Below are 16,634 nucleotides of genomic sequence, written 5' to 3'. Positions count from 1 at the left end.
GAAATAAAAGGTCAGGCTCCTAGTAAGGTAATCCTGACCTTTAGTATCTATGCTTTGGATAGTAACGTTCTCAAGTAATCTTTATTCACTAGCATATCCTCAAGGGTATACTTATCAAGCACTTGTAAGTATGCTTTCATCGCCTCATTGAGTACATGCTTTAAACGGCACCCAGAACTTATGATACATTGATTGCGATCTATATCAAAACATTCGACTACTTCTAAGTCTTCGGTTTGCCTTACAACAGCTCCAATGTTAATGTCCTTAGGTAATTTTGCGAGCTTTATGCCACCATTCCGTCCTCTTATCGTTTCGATTAATCCGAGCTTGCCTAGCTCATAAACAATTTTACTTAAATGATTATTCGATATTCCATAAGTGGAGGAAATTTCCTTAATACTTGCGAGTTTATCCGCAGGTTGAGTACCTAAATATAGAAGAACACGAAGAGAGTAATCTGTATAAGTTGTTAACTGCATATGAACTCCTCCGTTCAATAAACAAGTAATATATTTATATTTTACCATAGTACCATAAAAGAGTATTTTATTTAAATTATGACTATTTGATGAAAAGATGTATTTAAAATATTGCTTTAAATACTATCTCATGTTTAAATTAAAGATGTATTTTAAATATATGTTTTAATTTTTGGGGAGATGATCGGATATGACAGCTACAAAAACACTTAGTCAAGAAACGATTGATATTATTAAATCAACAGTGCCAGTGCTTGCCGAGCATGGGGAAGCAATTACCAAACGTTTTTACCAAATGATGTTTGAAAATCATCCGGAATTATTACACATCTTCAACCACGCAAATCAAAAGCAAGGGAAGCAGCCTAAGGCATTAGCGAACTCGGTTTATGCAGCTGCTGCTCACATTGATAACCTAGAAGCTATAATTCCTGTAGTAAAACAAATTGCTCATAAACATAGAAGTTTAAATGTTAAAGCCGAGCACTATCCAATTGTAGGAAAGCATTTATTATTGGCAATCAAAGACGTATTAGGGGATGCGGCTACAGATGAGATAATAAATGCATGGGCAGATGCTTATGGAGTAATAGCTGATGTGTTTATTTCTGTGGAAAAGGAAATGTACGAAGAAGCAGAACGTAAAGAGGGTGGCTGGAAAGAATTCCGTCCATTTTCAGTCGCTAAAAAAGAGCGTGAAAGTGATGTCATTACATCATTTTACTTAAAGCCTGTTGATGGCGGGGGAATTTCTGATTTCCTACCTGGTCAGTATATTTCAATTAAAGCGATTATTGACGGTGAAGAATACAACCATATTAGACAGTACAGTTTATCCGATATTACAGGAAAAGGATATTATCGTATTAGTGTAAAGCGGGAAGACACTCGTGAAGATATTCCAGCAGGTATTGTGTCAACATACTTGCATAACAAAGTGAATGTTGGAGATGTTCTCGAAGTAACAGCCCCAGCAGGTGATTTTGTACTTAATACAGAAATAGCCCGTCCTATCGTAATAATTAGTGGTGGTGTAGGGCAGACACCAATGATTAGTATGTTAAAAACATTAGCGCAAATGCCAGAAAAACAAGTCACCTATATTCATGCAGCGATAAATGGTAACCATCATGCGTTGAAAGAAGAAGTGGCAACAGTCGTCTCAGAAAGTAACAACATTAATTATTATGTCGCTTATGAGCAGCCAACAGAACAAGATCGAACAGCTCAGACCTATCAAAAAGAAGGGTTTATCAATCTTGATTGGTTAAAATCAGTTGTCCCGAGTAACGATGCAGAGTTTTACTTCTGTGGTCCAGTACCATTTATGAAAGTGATCAATCAATCACTAAAAGAATGGGGAGTACCAGAGGAACAGATCCATTTTGAATTTTTTGGTCCAGCTGGGGATCTAGAAAAGTAAAAATAAAACAAATAAACGAGGGGAAGTTAATAAAACTTCCTCTTTTATTTACGTTTGATTTTGTTACATAATATTTCTTACTATTGTAGGTGGAACGAATGGTTTTAGTTTATATTATTATTGCTGTTGCCTTTATCGATACCTTTTCTCAACTTCCAATAATCGCCCCTTTTGCAATTGATATAGGAGCTAGTCCTTTTTTAGTGGGTGTTATTATTGGAATGTATTCATTTGCAAATATGGTTGGTAATGTTTTGTCAGGTATTTGGATTGATCGGATTGGCCCTAAGCGAATTTTATTTATAGGAATGCTAGCAGTTGGGGGTGTTGTATTTTTTTATTCTCTCGCTAGTAATCCATATGAATTACTGGTGATTCGTTTTCTTCACGGTATTGCTGGAGGTTTAATTGTCCCTGCAGCGTTTACTTATTTAGGTACAAGAGGAAGACGAGATGCAAATGGAAGAACGATGGCCTTTTCAGGTGCAGGTGTTGGTATAGCTGCGATAACAGGACCAGCACTAGGAGCCATTATAAGTGGACGATTTGGTTATACCTTTTTATTCTATTTAATTTCAGGATTAATGATTGGGTTTGGTATTCTGGCTGCTATCTCCTTAAAAGAAAAAACAAAATTAAAGTTTGCAACAGTAGATAAAGAAACCAAAAAAGATAGTAAATTTCCTAAAATAACTGTCCTCATGCCTGCTTATTTATCAATTTTCTTATTACTTTTTACATTAGGCTTACTTACATATTCATTACCTTTAAAAGTATCCGAACTGAATATAAAAATGGAAATGACAGGAATACTCCTAAGTGTTTTCGGTTTGGTAGCAATATTAATTTTTATCCTTCCAACTAATAAATTTTTTGACCAGTGGAAAAAAACTCGTTTAATGGTAAGTGGATTAATTGTTATTTCAATTGCGCTTCTTTGTTTAACACTAGCTGATACATTAACCGAGATGTTTGTTGCTATGGCTATTTATGGAATTGGCTTTGCGCAGATTTTTCCGTCAGCAAGTGCAACAGTCATTGAGTGTTCAAGTGAAAGTCAAAGAGGTAAAGCGTTTGGGCTGTTTTATGCATTTTTTTCATTAGGGGTTATTTGTGGGTCTTTTTTGGCAGGTTTATTTCCTCTGACGCCTAGCTATCAATTTTTTATGGGTGGATGTTTGGTTTTGATAGCAGTATTATTGTATGCACTTATTACCTACGCTTTAGAAAGAAAACGGTAATTATCGTTAGAAAGTTTGAAATTATAAAACAACTATAGTTGGACTTCTGATAAACTTAACATCAAATAGAAGATCACAATAATTAAGCTTGCAAAGAGTTAGTGGGGGAATAAACATGATGTATGATTTTGCTATTATCGGTGGGGGAATTGTCGGTTTATCAGTTGGAAAAGCATTACTTGAAAAGTACCCAACGGCAAAAATAGTTATTTTAGAAAAAGAAAAAGAATGGGCTTCACATCAAACAGGTCATAATAGCGGTGTTATTCATTCAGGTCTATATTATAAACCTGGTAGTTATAAAGCTAAGTTTGCCCGACTAGGTAATCAGTCAATGGTTGAGTTTTGCCAACAGCATCAGATTGAACATGAAATTTGTGGGAAAGTCGTCGTTGCAACAAATGAGGATGAAATTCCACTATTAGAAAACTTATACAAGCGAGGTGTTGAAAATCAATTGGCGATCCAAAAACTTAGTGTTGAGGAGCTAAGAGAAATTGAACCTCATGTCAATGGAAAAGCTGCAATCCATGTTCCGATGGCAGGAATCGTTAACTATAAGCAGGTTAGTACAACATTTGTAAAAATAATTCGTGAAAACGGAGGGGAGTTAAGATTAAATACAAAGGTAGAAAAAATAGAAGAACATGGTACAAACGTTGAAATTGGTACGAACAACAGAACGTACAAAGCTAAACTTATGATTAATTGTGCAGGGTTACATAGTGATCGGATTGCAAATCTTGCTGGTTATGTAATGGATATGAAAATTGTACCTTTTCGTGGTGAATATTACGAGATAAAGCCTGAAAAAAGGAATTTAGTAAAGCATCTCATATACCCTGTACCTAATCCATCTTTTCCCTTTTTAGGGGTACACTATACAAGAATGATAGGTGGAGGAGTTGAAGCAGGTCCAAATGCAGTGCTTAGCTTAAAAAGAGAAGGCTATAGAAAGACAGATTTTCACTTTGGTGATTTTCTCGAGATTATGAAATATCAAGGGTTTTGGAAATTAGCTCGTAAAAATGTCAAAGAAGGATTCGAAGAAATCGCTCGTTCAATGAATAAGAAGAAGTTTGTAGAAAGTCTACAGCAACTGATCCCAGAAATTACAGCTAACGACCTTGTATCTGCTCCAGCTGGTGTTAGGGCACAGGCGTTGAAGATGGATGGTAGTTTAGTAGATGACTTTTATATAATCGTTGGCAAACGGAGTGTTCATGTATGCAATGCCCCTTCACCCGCTGCGACAGCCTCTTTGCAGATAGGGAAGGAAATCGTACGGAGACTCTCGGTAAAAGAGCATTTAAGTACGTTTTATTAATCCTTTAAGTATGTATTTACTTTTATGATAGAAGTAATACGAATTACCTTCTCGAAAAAAGAGAACTTTTAACCTAGAAGAAAGTCAAAACTAATAGAAGGAAAAGAACGTTTTAAGGTGAAATATAAGGGATATGAATTGTAAATTGGAGGAGTAAAAATTAATGAGTCATTTCATTGAAAATTCCATTAATAGTGTCTTTGTTCATGTGAGTAATCTTCAACGTTCAGCAGAATGGTATAGTAATTTACTTGGGTTAAACGTATTAGAAGAACGTTTCAATGGTGGTCCTGTTTATTGGATGGAGTTGAACAATTTCACAGGCTTAATTTTGGATGATAATAGCGTAAATATTGCCAGAGGTGAATGGAGCAAAGAAAATGCTCCATTATATATGTACAGTACTAAAAGTATTCCCAAGGCCTATAAGTATCTTAAACAAAAGGGAGTCAACATTACGCTAGAAATTGAAACCCCTCACGATGGATTAACTTTCTTTAATTTTGAAGACCTAGATGGAAATGTTTTTATGGTTTGTAGTTGTGATGATAATAATAGGCCATTGGAAAAAGTATCCCATACACCTATTCATAACAGGATCCCAGCCGTTTTTGTAAACGTTTCCGATATGCAAAAAGCAGTCAAATGGCATTTTGAAGTTTTAGGTATTGAACCACGATTAATCAACTCAAATGAAACCATTGTTGAAATTCAAAGTGAAAAAGGTGCCAATATCTTACTTGATAATAATCGTTATCTAAATGGTGATAATTATAAGGTTTCTTTTATGTTTGAAACAGACAATATTAATGATGCGTATACGTTTGTTAAGAGCAATCATATCGAGATATTCACAGAAAAAGAAGGGCACGGGGGACGTTCCTTTTTCACTATTCGCGATCCTGATGGCCATGTAATTATGATATGTGAGCCTCATTAACCGAGCGAGTGATCGCTTGGAAAAAATATTTCTCCGATAGAATAAGTTTGTTTAAAGAGTTGTACGCGCAAAATTCTAAATATTGTAATTAGTTATTATTTTCATGGAATGGGTGAATCCTACTTGAAGATTGTAAAAAAAGTTGATCGAATCCTTCTAGGAATACGTATACATTGCCCAACAATAGAAGACTATCAAAAAGAAATACCAAACGCAGTAAAGCAACTTATGCTTCCATAAAGTATGAAGGGGAAGCAAAAAAGATCCATCAAACTTATAAATCCTACATCAAAAAATCGCAAAAGAGAACTTAAGTAGGAAAATTCGAGAGTGGACAATAGAAGAATATGATGAAACAAAACAAGTATCTCCATTTATTAATGTGAAACTATATGATCCTATTGATGATATTAAATGTTAAGAATTAGGGTAATAATTGAAGGGAGAAAAAATGACAGTGAAAATAGTAGAGCATAACGAATTGAAACTGATTGGTATACCATGTATAAGTTTAAAAGCTATGCCCAGTAAATATGAAAATGCAAAAGAAGGTTTATTATCAGTAGCTAAACATTTACCACAGGTCATAAACGAACAAGTTCATTATGGAATTTGGCCTCAAAGTGATGTGCAGAAAAATCCTGAAACTCATGTGTATATTCTTTGTGTTGAAGTTTCTTCATTTGAAGGAATTCCAGAATGGTTTTTTAAGACGACAATAGACCCACAGAAATGTGTAGTGGCTATTGATAATAGTGAGAAGTGTTATGACAATGCTGGAGAAAAAATTGGGCAATTTCTTAAAGAAAATGGACTAAAAACTTCATCAGAAAATCGTAAATACACAATATGTGAAAGATATGATTACGAAGGTGAAGGGTATAGTAGATACTCTCTACCAATTATTTGATTTCTACATAATATGTAAAATATCACTTCGCTACCAAATAGATAGCAAGTGATAGCACTGCGATAGAAGAGCTCTCATTTGAATGAGAGCTCTTTCTTTTCTCCTGAAGACTAACCTTTTTAATTTAGTTTTGGTAAAGAGTATAGACTTCACTCAACACCAAACTTTGACGGCTCGGATAACTTAGACTCATATCAAAACTTTCCAATACAACTATTCAATAAGAATATAGGTTGTTATTATATGGAAAACTGTATCGAGGATAATGAAAAGTAGTTATTTTTAAACTTTAATAATTTCAAGTTAGATATTTATTCAAATTTAGGCTAACAAGTAATTTCCATTACATATTTGTTAAGGTCAACGACTATTATTAAATCAATTAAAAGAAAGCTAATTCATCTACTTAACAAATAAGGAGGGTATGAATTGATTTTAATTAAAGGTGCAACGGTCTATCCAATTACTTCAAAGAAAATAGAAAATGGTGACTTACTTGTAAAAGAAGGTAAAATAGCCGCAGTTGGAACCGATATAGAGCAGACTTCTTCTATGACAGTTATCAATGGGAAGGGCCTTCATTTGCTCCCAGGTTTTATTGATGCCCATACACATCTTGGTCTTTATGATGAAGGAACTGGGTGGGCAGGGAATGATGCGAATGAAACAATAGAGGCTACTACACCGCATATTCGTGCAATCGATGGAGTGTATCCTCTTGATATTGGATTTAAAGATGCAGTCAAATATGGGGTAACGACGGTTCACGTGATGCCAGGAAGTGCGAATGTAATTGGTGGGACAACTTCCGTCATTAAAACGTATGGTAAGAGCATAAAAAAGATGTTGATTAAAGAAATTGCAGGTTTAAAGATAGCGTTAGGTGAGAACCCGAAACGGATTCATAGTCGCTCAACAAACAACGACTCAATTACGAGGATGGGCATTATGGGGATGCTTCGAGAAGCATTTATTTTTGCCAATAATAGTGATGATCCTGAAAGCCTTAGAATTGCTCCACTGCTTGCTGCATTAAACAGGGAGATTCCCGTAAGGATTCATGCTCACCGTGCAGATGACATTTTATCTGCTGTACGTTTTGCAGAGGAATTTAACTTAGATTTACGAATAGAACATTGTACTGAAGGACATTTGATAGCCGAAGAGTTGAGTGGTCGAAATTTACATGTAACGGTTGGGCCAACATTGACGAGGCGCTCAAAGATTGAATTGAAAAATAAAACATGGGAGACTTATCGAATATTAACAGACTATGGGATTAACGTATCAATAACGACTGACCATCCATATACACCAATTCAATATTTAAATATTTGTGCATCGCTAGCGGTACGTGAAGGACTAGATGAACAAAAAGCATTGGAAGGAATTACAATAAACCCAGCACTTAATCTTGGTGTTGACCATAAGGTTGGGAGCCTTGAAGTTGGTAAGGATGCGGATTTAGTTCTCTGGAATGAGCAACCATTCCACTATCTTGCAACACCCATTATGACAATGATTAATGGGGAAATTATTTACAAAAAATAAATAAAAAAATCGGTTCCCTTTTTTGAATAAATCGATTATTATATAGAAGGTGATCGAGTAAATATGAATATTAGGAAGTATTTCAGTCATATCACAAGCATTATCAGTAATAATAATTAAATAAACAGAAATTCGGCGTTTTTTCACTGATTATAAGGAAATGGGAAGGCAATTGGTGCGCCACCAGTTCAAACTGGTTCTAGTGGGTTCGATTCCCACCCCGAATTTTTAAACAACTTCGAGGGTGGGTCTTACACTACAGGACTGCCCTCTATACTAAGGAGGGATTCAAATGCTAAGAAAACGTGAACTGTCGGACTGTCATGAGTTATATGATTTAATGATTGACCCTGCTGTTTTTCCTTTTGTTCGCCACAAGGCAAACTCATATGAAGAGTATTTATTTATTACGAAACAAACTATTGAGGCTGAGGAACGTGGTGAAATCATCTCACGTACGATTACTGATGAGTGGGGTAATCCGATAGGAACCATCAATTTATTTGATGTTCAAGATGGTACTGGTTTTCTTGGTACTTGGATCGGTAAACCTTACTTTGGAAAAGGTTATAATCAGTTAGCAAAAGATGCTTTCTTTAGTGAACTCTTTTTTGAACTTAATATTCAAACGGTGTTTATGAGAATTCGGAAAGAAAATATTCGTTCTCTTAAAGCTGCACATAAATTGCCATATAATATACTTGCAAATGAAATAAGAACGGATGTCTATCAATATATTAATGCTCATGGTCCTACTTATGATTTATTCCAAATTGAAAAGGACCAATATCACTTGTACAAAATTAGAGAACAAAATCACCAAATTAACGAAGAAAGCCAACTAAAAGAAGCGTAAAAAACGAGCACATTCGCTCGTTTTTTTATTTGCAAACAACAGGAAAAGTTATTCAAATATAATTACATTTATTTGAAAATTCAAAAAATGAGCTCGACTATTTGGAGAAAGATGGTAAAATATAATTGTAGTGATATTGTGAAAAGTATGGAAGTATAACTATGTTTATTTCTCTATTACCTATATAACAGTATTTGGAATCATCTTCTGTACCGAGTGATAATTAAGACAAGATTAGTATTTTTGAGAGGAGATATTTTCTTGGAAAAATCAATGCTGATCCCGCAACCTAAAACATTTGGTCCACTTGGTAACTTACCATTAATAGATAAAGAGGTTCCTACATTATCTTTTTGTAAATTAGCAGAAGAGCATGGACCAATTTATCGCTTTGAAGCTTTTGGCTATTCCACTATCGTTCTTTCGGGTTATGAACTAGTAGCTGAAGTCTGTAATGACACTCGCTTTGACAAAAGTATTGCGAGTTTAGTTCCTGTGCGTCCGATTGGGGGAGATGGGTTATTTACTAGTCGAACGAAAAATCCAAACTGGCAAAAGGCACATAATATTTTACTTCCATCTTTTAGTCAACAAGCGATGAAAGGATATCATTCAATGATGATAGACATTGCATCGCAGCTCGTGAATAAATGGGCACGTCTAAACCCAAATGAAAGTATTGATATACCAGATGACATGACTAGATTAACGCTTGATACCATCGGTTTATGCGGATTTAATTATCGTTTTAATAGCTTTTACAAAGAAACTTCTCATCCGTTTATTTTAAATATGGTTCGGTCGTTGGAAGAAGCAATGTACAGAGGAACTAGACTACCGATACAAAACAAACTAGCCGTACTTAAAAAACGTCAATTTGCACGCGATACGCAGGAAATGTTCTCTCTAGTAGATCAAATTATTGCCGAACGTAAAGAACAAGGAGATAGGGGAGAAACGGATTTACTTGCTAGAATGCTAAATGCCAAAGACCCACAAACGGGTGAGCAATTAGATGATGAAAATATACGCTATCAAATTATAACATTCTTGATTGCAGGACACGAGACAACAAGTGGATTATTGTCATTTGCATTATATTTTTTATTGAAGCATCCTGAAGCTCTAAAAAAGGCGTATAGTGAAGTTGACCGAGTTATTATAAATGGTATCCCTACGTATCAACAAGTGCTAGAGCTCAAATATATAAAAATGGTACTAAATGAATCTCTCCGCTTATATCCAACAGCCCCAGAGTTTTCCCTGTTTGCGAAAGAGGATATGGTAATTGGAGGGAAGTATCCAATTAAAAGGAAATCAGATGTAACCATTCTCTTACCGCAGCTGCACAGGGACAAAGAAGCGTGGGGAGAGGATGTTGAACAGTTTCGTCCAGAGCGGTTTGAGGATCAAAGTAAAATACCTGATGGTGCATATAAGCCTTTCGGTAATGGGCAGCGTGCATGTATTGGGATGCAGTTCGCTTTACATGAAGCTACTTTAGTTTTAGGGATGATTCTTAAACATTTTGAATTAATTGATTATACAAACTATCAATTAAAAATCAAACAAACTTTAACTTTAAAGCCAGATGGTTTTAACATTCGTGTTCGATTACGAGATGAAACATCGTTCCAAGTAAGTCCTAGTAGTTTTCAAATAACTAATGAAGGACTCCAGATGAATAGTCAATTGAAGCCAGATTTAAGGGGTAGAGACAAAAATGAGTCAATACTTATATTATACGGCTCTAATATGGGAACAGCAGAAGACATTGCCCAAGGCTTAGCAAAGCAAGCACTTAATTTAGGAATTCGAAGTGAGGTAGTCGCACTGGATGAACGTGTTGGTGATTTACCAAAAGAGGGTTTAGTACTAATCGTTACTTCTTCATATAATGGGAAACCACCGAGAAATGCACGTCAGTTTGTCCAATGGCTAGAGTTCCTTGAGCAAGGTAGGTTAAAAGGAGTTCAGTTTGCGGTCTTAGGTTGCGGTGATATGAACTGGGCTAATACGTACCAAGCTGTACCAAGGTGGATTGACGAGCAACTTTCTATAAAAGGGGCGAAGAGGTTTTCACTGCGTGGAGAGGTTGATGGAAGTGGAGACTATGAAAAGCAATTAGAAGATTGGATGGAACAAGTGTGGTCAGATGTCCTTATTGCTTTAGGGAAAGACAAAAATGGTAGTAAAGAAGAAGATGCAAGTAAGATTAGTATTGAATTTGTAAATAGCTTCGTACATATCCCACTTGCTCAGTCATACGAAGCTGTTCATGGTACGATTTTAAAAGTATATGAAGAGGAAACGAGCGATTTCACTAAAATTAATCGGGTTGTCGAAATAACATTGCCCGCTGGGGTTAATTATGAGGCGGGTGATCGTGTTGGTATTTTTCCTACAAATAAAAAACAAGACGTTAATCGTCTTTTAAAACGGTACGGCTGGAAACCAAGTGATCATGTAATTTTATCAGGTGATCCACAGGCTAACGCCCACCTCCCAATGGACCAGCCAGTTAGTCTTAATACTTTACTTCGTCATAGTATAAATTTAGTGGAAGTAGCGACTCCAGACCAAATTCACGAACTCGCCACTTATACTGTATGTCCTCCACACAAAGTAGAGCTTAATGCTTGCCTAGAAAAGTCAGTGTACGAGGAACAAATTGTAAAAAAACAAATTACCCTGCTCGATTTATTAGAAAAATACGAAGCTTGTGAACTACCATTTAACCGTTTACTAGAAATTGCGTCTCCGTTACAACCAAGACTCTTTCCGATCACGAGTTATTCAGTATTAAAACAAAAGCAAATTATATCAATCACATATGCTCCATTCTGTAGTAATAACAGTGATGACTGTAATTCTTCATCGGAGTTTTGGGGGTTATGGGAGACAGGAGAAGAGGTTATTCTTTATATCGATAAACAAAAATCGAATTTACAAATTTCAAATAGCTCTATTACAAACTTTAGGTATTAGGACATTATTTGAGTTTGTTTTAAGAATTGAGGGTGCAAGAAAAGTATAGATTTTGGGTTAGGTAGTCTGTTTACGAGGACAAACATTGTAAAGAGAATATGATTTAGCATACCAATTAAACTAGTAATTGGTATGCTATTTTTAGTTTGTACCATACTAACAGGCAAAATTTTTGCCATACGCAATTTAATCGTGTACGATTTAATTGTGTGCGATTAATTATAAAATAAAAGAATAAAATCTCAAGGAGGAAATTAAATGTCTTCTGTTTATGATTTTCAAGTTAAAATGACAAATGGTGAACAAAAGTTGTTAAAAGACTACGAGGGCAAGCCGTTAATTATTGTTAATACAGCAAGTAAATGCGGCTTAACACCACAATTTACAGGACTCCAGGACTTGTATACAAAGTATAATGAAAAAGGGTTAGAAATTTTAGGTTTCCCTTGTGATCAATTTAACAATCAAGAGTATGATAACATAGAAGAGACAATGAACTTTTGCCAAGTCAACTACGGTGTAACTTTTCCTATGTTTGCCAAAATTGATGTCAACGGCGAAAGTGCAGATCCTCTGTTTGTGTTTTTAAAGGAGCAGAAAAAAGGTCTATTCTCGAATGCTATTAAGTGGAACTTTACGAAGTTTCTCATTGACAGCAATGGTCAGGTAATCGAGCGCTATTCACCAACGACTAAACCGAGTAAGATTGAAGAAGATTTACAGAAATTATTATAGTACTGTATTCTATCGCGGGAATGACTTACAGTAATTAACAGGTGATTTGTATGGACGACTTTTTAACGTTAGATAAACAATTATGTTTTGCTATCTATGAAACAGCTGGTAAATTTTCGAAGTTGTATACGACTATTTTACAGCCTTTTGGGTTAACGTACCCACAATATTTGGTTTTATTGGCTCTTTGGGAAAAAGATAAAGTGACGATGAAAGAGCTAGGTGAAAAAATTCGCCTTGGAACAGGGACGTTAACTCCAATGATTTCAAGAATGGAAGCCAACGGGTGGGTTCAAAAGAAACGCTCAACTGTGGATGAACGAAATGTTTATATCACCTTGCAGCAAAAAGGTATAGATGAGAAAGGAAATATTACTACAAAAGTTAGTGAAGCCATCCAAACTTGTAATATCGAGAGAGAAGAATACGAACGCTTGATGCAACAGTTAACAATACTACAAAAGAAATTAACTAAATTATTATAAGAAACCTAACCAAGCGATGCTAATAAATTATCGCTTGGTTTTTTATTGCAAAAACAAAAGGAAAAAACTAGATGAATAAGGGGTGGTGTAAAAGCTAAAAGGAAATTATTTGTATTTACGTCCTATTATGAGAGCGAATATGGTAAACTTTAACATGGCATGGGAATGTGAAGAGGTTAAAAAGTATAGGGACAATAAAAACTTACGATGGCTAATTGCAGGTGCAAAATATATAGTTGATATATTGTCTAATTAAGATAGTATGAAGGAGAAAAAAATGGAAGCTAAACCTACAAGTACTAACGAAAGAATTATAACGATCGATATAATCCGCGGTATTGCGTTAATGGCGATTTTAATGGCAAATATGGTTGCCTTTAAAACACCAGTTTTTCAGGAAGCAAACTTTGTTTTAGATGGGGAGTTATTAATCGGTGGGGGAATTAATCAAATCATTGATTATTTATTACATCTTTTCATTCATGGAAAGTTTTATCCGATGTTTTCACTTTTATTTGGACTAGGTTTTTTTCTTTTTTATGAGCGCATGAAACAAAAGGAATTAAACGGTAATCGGTATTTTACTAAAAGGGCGTTATTTTTACTTGTAATGGGATTTTTACATGTGACATTTATATGGTCTGGGGATATTCTTCATACATATGCAATTGCTGGTTTGTTTTTAATGTTATTTATAAATAAAAGTCCAAAAACGATCTTAATATGGGCAATTGTCTTCGTTTTTGTTTCCATGGTGATCATGTTTATTTCACTTCTTGGATACGGTGCACTAATGCAGTTTGACTCTGAGTTACAAGTTGAGCGACAACAACTATTCGATCAAGCCATGCTTGTCTTTTCTACAGGAACCTATGCTGAAATTCTTCAGTTTCGTATTTTGAATGAAGTTTCGCTTATGATCCTAAACTTGATTTTTACACTACCAAATGTTCTAGGCCTATTTCTCATCGGACTTTACATGGGGAAAAAAGGTATGTTTCATCATATTGAAAGATCTGTTCCGCTTTGGAAAAAAGTTCGACTGCATTCTTTCTGGAGTGGAGGAATATTAGCCATTTTATTCGTCTTTCTGCTTTATAATGGTACACCGTATTGGTTGTCTTATACTTTAGCCTATACGGTTAATATTATTGGTGGTCCACTTCTTATGCTCTGGTATGTATCATCCATGATATTAGCGTTTCAAAACAAAGATCGTATCAAGAGGTTCCTTCCTATTGCTGCATTTGGAAGAATGGCTCTTACCAATTACATCGTTCAATCAATTATTTGTATTTTTATCTTATATGGATTTGGATTTGGGTTATTTGGTTCCGTAGGTACTGGGGCTGGAGTGGCAATTGCTGCAATGATTATTATTTTCCAAGTTATTGTTAGCCATTTTTGGTTAAAAAGATTTTCACAAGGGCCACTTGAAGCATTATGGAGAAGATGGACTTATTCTAATTAACATGTGTAAGCAGGGGCTTTAGTAGAGGCTCCTGTTTTTTTAGATTATTGAAGATGTTAAAAAAAGATCTTGTTGAATATAAATCCTTATATAATTTATTTATTATTGATAATAATTTCCTATTTTTATTTTTTTTCGTATTTATAGATAATTCCTATGATATACTTTTAGACATCTTTGTTTTACCCAAATATATCCATAATCGTTCATTTTAACTAGGACATGATATAAAAAATTAAAAACAGCAAATATAGGAAAGGAGTGAGGACTGATGAACTTAGAAATAGTAAAAAATGAGGTGCTCTCTGCTTCTAATGGTTATGTAAGTCTTAATGATTTAGAGCTTGAGTGTTTAAAAGATATTTTGACGTCTAATGAAAAGATCGTTACGTCTTTTGTAGGAGTATCAAGGGAGATCGATGGGATATTTATTATTACCGATAAACGTGTTGTATTCATTGCAAGACCAGGAAGTATGAAGGACTTCCAGTGCCTCAATTATGAACATACAGAGTTATCCGATGTAAGAAAATATGAGGATCAAGAAAATGCAGGCAGGTTTCTTATATGTATGATTACGGATGATGGAAATATATTTGATTTGGACCAACTTACTAAAGAAAGGGCAGATCTACTATACAGAATGTTTTTAGACTTTTTAGGTGAACAACATGTTGAGCCAAAAAAGAGAACATTTTTTAGAAGATCTCTGACAGTGATAGGAGTTTTGTTTACTGCAGGGTTTCTTTTATTAGTTTTAGGTTCAATTTTATTTGATTTATTTATTGAGGAAGAAGTAAACTATAGTGACAGTGATGTAGTAATTGATGTTCAAAACAATGGAATAACTGATACTGAAAATTTTGAGACTGTGCCAGTATCTAACATGAATAACAAACTAACTATTAACTATACAGAAAAAGGGCCAATAGATATTGGTGGTGTGTTCGATTTTGAATATGTAACCCATTTCTTTAGTGATGAAGTAAACCCTCCAAACTATGAAGGATTTACTGTGTATGCTATGGATGATGAGCTATTTACTTTTTTAGTTGTTGAAGCTCTAGTAACAAATAATTCAAGTCAGGCTATAAATATATCTTTAGGAAGCCCTTTGAATATGCCTCTTATCCTAAATGAAGTTCATGATTACCTTCCGATGGTAGATTACTTAATTAACGATAACAGTGAATTTGCTTTTTACGAAGAAGTAAAAAAAGATACGACTGTCACAGCATATTATATGTACAGATTTCCAAAAAAATATATGGAGTCAGATGAAAGTATTATTTTAAACTTAGAAAAAATAAATGAAGATTATTCACTAGATTATATTACGAGTATAAGACTTCGATAATGTTTTTTTCTACTAAAAAAAATCAACTACCCTTATAGTAATAAGGGTAGTTTTTTATTTATTTACTGTATTGGCAGTGCTGATGTCATTTAGGTGCATTTTTAGGTAGGTTATTCTCACAATCTTAACAACGTCAATTCATATTCAGTTCACATAACCGTTCTATAATAGGATAAACGTTAATTAATAACGTAAAATAAGAGGTAGATGATTTATAGCAGAGCTATGATGATAAGCTTACTAAAGACACAGTATTATATAGAGGAGTGAGACTATATGTTACCTATGAGAATGGACGATGTCTCTAGTTACAGCAAAAGAGAATTTGAAAAGTTACAACATAAAATTGCACCTTTGGTCAAAAAAAGCACGGTATTCTCGATAATTTCAATTACAATGATTTCTTTTTCTTTAATTAATTTATACCACCTCCTGTTTGGTGACATAAATAATATAGTTTTTACATTTATTTTCTCTCTTTTAGGTGCTGTTGGGGTCGCTTTATATAAGGAAGTAAAATTCCAAAATAAAGAAATCTATAAAACAAGCATAGAGTATATTAATGATAAAATTCAAAAAAGTGAGGTTGTCCCCGAATATTCTAAGGAAAAATTCATCGAAAAAGTACGCGTTGAACCAATGAATGCTTTTCAAGTCTTTTCCGACTTCTTATCTCAAGAAGAACGTATTAAGAAAATGGGGAATTAAAGATATTGAAAACTGAAACTAAGACCAGGAAAAACCGAATATACAGGAGGAGATAGTAAGGAACCCAGAAATAATCTGGGCTATTTTTGTTCGCCCAGCATGGGCGAACTCTAACGGGTGAAAGTCCCGAGTACAACCTTGTAGCGGTAAGTACATAGCC

General features: G+C 34.6%; 14 protein-coding genes. 13 read left to right on the top strand and 1 reads right to left on the bottom strand.

Translation table 11 applies throughout. The features are described 5' to 3' along the window. Nucleotides 1-47 precede the first annotated feature (47 nt). Complete coding sequence (locus tag GKP30_RS12610) at nt 48-482, bottom strand: Rrf2 family transcriptional regulator (RefSeq protein ID WP_216829810.1); 435 nt, start codon at nt 480-482, stop codon at nt 48-50. Between the two features lie 190 nt (nt 483-672). Between GKP30_RS12610 and hmpA the strand changes: the two genes are divergently transcribed. From hmpA to GKP30_RS12545, 13 genes are all read left to right on the top strand, one after another. Then, on the top strand, nt 673-1,905 hold the full coding sequence (hmpA, locus tag GKP30_RS12605; RefSeq protein WP_216829809.1) for an NO-inducible flavohemoprotein: 1,233 nt from the start codon (nt 673-675) through the stop codon (nt 1,903-1,905). A 98-nt stretch (nt 1,906-2,003) separates the two neighbouring features. After that, nucleotides 2,004-3,146, top strand: a complete 1,143-nt coding sequence (locus GKP30_RS12600; protein WP_216829808.1) for an MFS transporter — start codon at nt 2,004-2,006, stop codon at nt 3,144-3,146. 118 nt (nt 3,147-3,264) lie between these two features. Next, complete coding sequence (gene lhgO / locus GKP30_RS12595) at nt 3,265-4,473, top strand: L-2-hydroxyglutarate oxidase (protein ID WP_216829888.1); 1,209 nt, start codon at nt 3,265-3,267, stop codon at nt 4,471-4,473. A gap of 163 nt (nt 4,474-4,636) precedes the next feature. Then, complete coding sequence (locus GKP30_RS12590) at nt 4,637-5,413, top strand: VOC family protein (RefSeq protein ID WP_216829807.1); 777 nt, start codon at nt 4,637-4,639, stop codon at nt 5,411-5,413. A 451-nt stretch (nt 5,414-5,864) separates the two neighbouring features. Beyond that, complete coding sequence (locus GKP30_RS12585) at nt 5,865-6,323, top strand: effector binding domain-containing protein (protein ID WP_216829806.1); 459 nt, start codon at nt 5,865-5,867, stop codon at nt 6,321-6,323. Nucleotides 6,324-6,752: 429 nt separating this feature from the next. Continuing rightward, a complete protein-coding gene (locus tag GKP30_RS12580) occupies nt 6,753-7,874 on the top strand; it encodes an amidohydrolase (protein WP_216829805.1) in 1,122 nt (373 codons plus the stop codon). A 292-nt stretch (nt 7,875-8,166) separates the two neighbouring features. After that, complete coding sequence (locus GKP30_RS12575) at nt 8,167-8,730, top strand: GNAT family N-acetyltransferase (protein ID WP_216829804.1); 564 nt, start codon at nt 8,167-8,169, stop codon at nt 8,728-8,730. A 261-nt stretch (nt 8,731-8,991) separates the two neighbouring features. Beyond that, complete coding sequence (locus GKP30_RS12570; protein WP_216829803.1) at nt 8,992-11,718, top strand: cytochrome P450; 2,727 nt, start codon at nt 8,992-8,994, stop codon at nt 11,716-11,718. Between the two features lie 258 nt (nt 11,719-11,976). Next, nucleotides 11,977-12,453, top strand: a complete 477-nt coding sequence (locus tag GKP30_RS12565; RefSeq protein ID WP_216829802.1) for a glutathione peroxidase — start codon at nt 11,977-11,979, stop codon at nt 12,451-12,453. A gap of 50 nt (nt 12,454-12,503) precedes the next feature. Then, nucleotides 12,504-12,938, top strand: coding sequence for a MarR family winged helix-turn-helix transcriptional regulator (locus GKP30_RS12560; protein WP_216829801.1), 435 nt, complete (start codon nt 12,504-12,506; stop codon nt 12,936-12,938). Nucleotides 12,939-13,215: 277 nt separating this feature from the next. Beyond that, nucleotides 13,216-14,409 (top strand): DUF418 domain-containing protein, encoded by a 1,194-nt coding sequence (locus GKP30_RS12555; protein WP_216829800.1) that lies wholly within the window; start codon nt 13,216-13,218, stop codon nt 14,407-14,409. A gap of 271 nt (nt 14,410-14,680) precedes the next feature. Next, nucleotides 14,681-15,766, top strand: coding sequence for a hypothetical protein (locus GKP30_RS12550; RefSeq protein ID WP_216829799.1), 1,086 nt, complete (start codon nt 14,681-14,683; stop codon nt 15,764-15,766). Between the two features lie 276 nt (nt 15,767-16,042). After that, nucleotides 16,043-16,474 (top strand): DUF5392 family protein, encoded by a 432-nt coding sequence (locus GKP30_RS12545; RefSeq protein ID WP_216829798.1) that lies wholly within the window; start codon nt 16,043-16,045, stop codon nt 16,472-16,474. Nucleotides 16,475-16,634 lie beyond the last annotated feature (160 nt).

The organism is Alkalihalobacterium elongatum (genome assembly GCF_019024285.1).
GTDB classification, from domain to species: Bacteria; Bacillota; Bacilli; order Bacillales; family Bacillaceae_F; genus Alkalihalobacterium; species Alkalihalobacterium elongatum.
Note: the sequence above shows the minus strand (reverse complement) of the source record. Positions and strands in the feature narration are given on the sequence as shown.

What these genes read in the sequence shown, in the direction of transcription:
- GKP30_RS12560 (WP_216829801.1), top strand. Translation starts at nt 12,504, where the DNA reads ATGGACGACTTTTTAACGTTAGATAAACAATTATGTTTTGCTATCTAT.
- GKP30_RS12545 (WP_216829798.1), top strand. Translation starts at nt 16,043, where the DNA reads ATGTTACCTATGAGAATGGACGATGTCTCTAGTTACAGCAAAAGAGAA.
- GKP30_RS12565 (WP_216829802.1), top strand. Translation starts at nt 11,977, where the DNA reads ATGTCTTCTGTTTATGATTTTCAAGTTAAAATGACAAATGGTGAACAA.
- GKP30_RS12585 (WP_216829806.1), top strand. Translation starts at nt 5,865, where the DNA reads ATGACAGTGAAAATAGTAGAGCATAACGAATTGAAACTGATTGGTATA.
- lhgO (WP_216829888.1), top strand. Translation starts at nt 3,265, where the DNA reads ATGTATGATTTTGCTATTATCGGTGGGGGAATTGTCGGTTTATCAGTT.
- GKP30_RS12610 (WP_216829810.1), bottom strand. Translation starts at nt 482, where the DNA reads ATGCAGTTAACAACTTATACAGATTACTCTCTTCGTGTTCTTCTATAT.
- GKP30_RS12590 (WP_216829807.1), top strand. Translation starts at nt 4,637, where the DNA reads ATGAGTCATTTCATTGAAAATTCCATTAATAGTGTCTTTGTTCATGTG.
- hmpA (WP_216829809.1), top strand. Translation starts at nt 673, where the DNA reads ATGACAGCTACAAAAACACTTAGTCAAGAAACGATTGATATTATTAAA.
- GKP30_RS12600 (WP_216829808.1), top strand. Translation starts at nt 2,004, where the DNA reads ATGGTTTTAGTTTATATTATTATTGCTGTTGCCTTTATCGATACCTTT.
- GKP30_RS12555 (WP_216829800.1), top strand. Translation starts at nt 13,216, where the DNA reads ATGGAAGCTAAACCTACAAGTACTAACGAAAGAATTATAACGATCGAT.
- GKP30_RS12575 (WP_216829804.1), top strand. Translation starts at nt 8,167, where the DNA reads ATGCTAAGAAAACGTGAACTGTCGGACTGTCATGAGTTATATGATTTA.
- GKP30_RS12550 (WP_216829799.1), top strand. Translation starts at nt 14,681, where the DNA reads ATGAACTTAGAAATAGTAAAAAATGAGGTGCTCTCTGCTTCTAATGGT.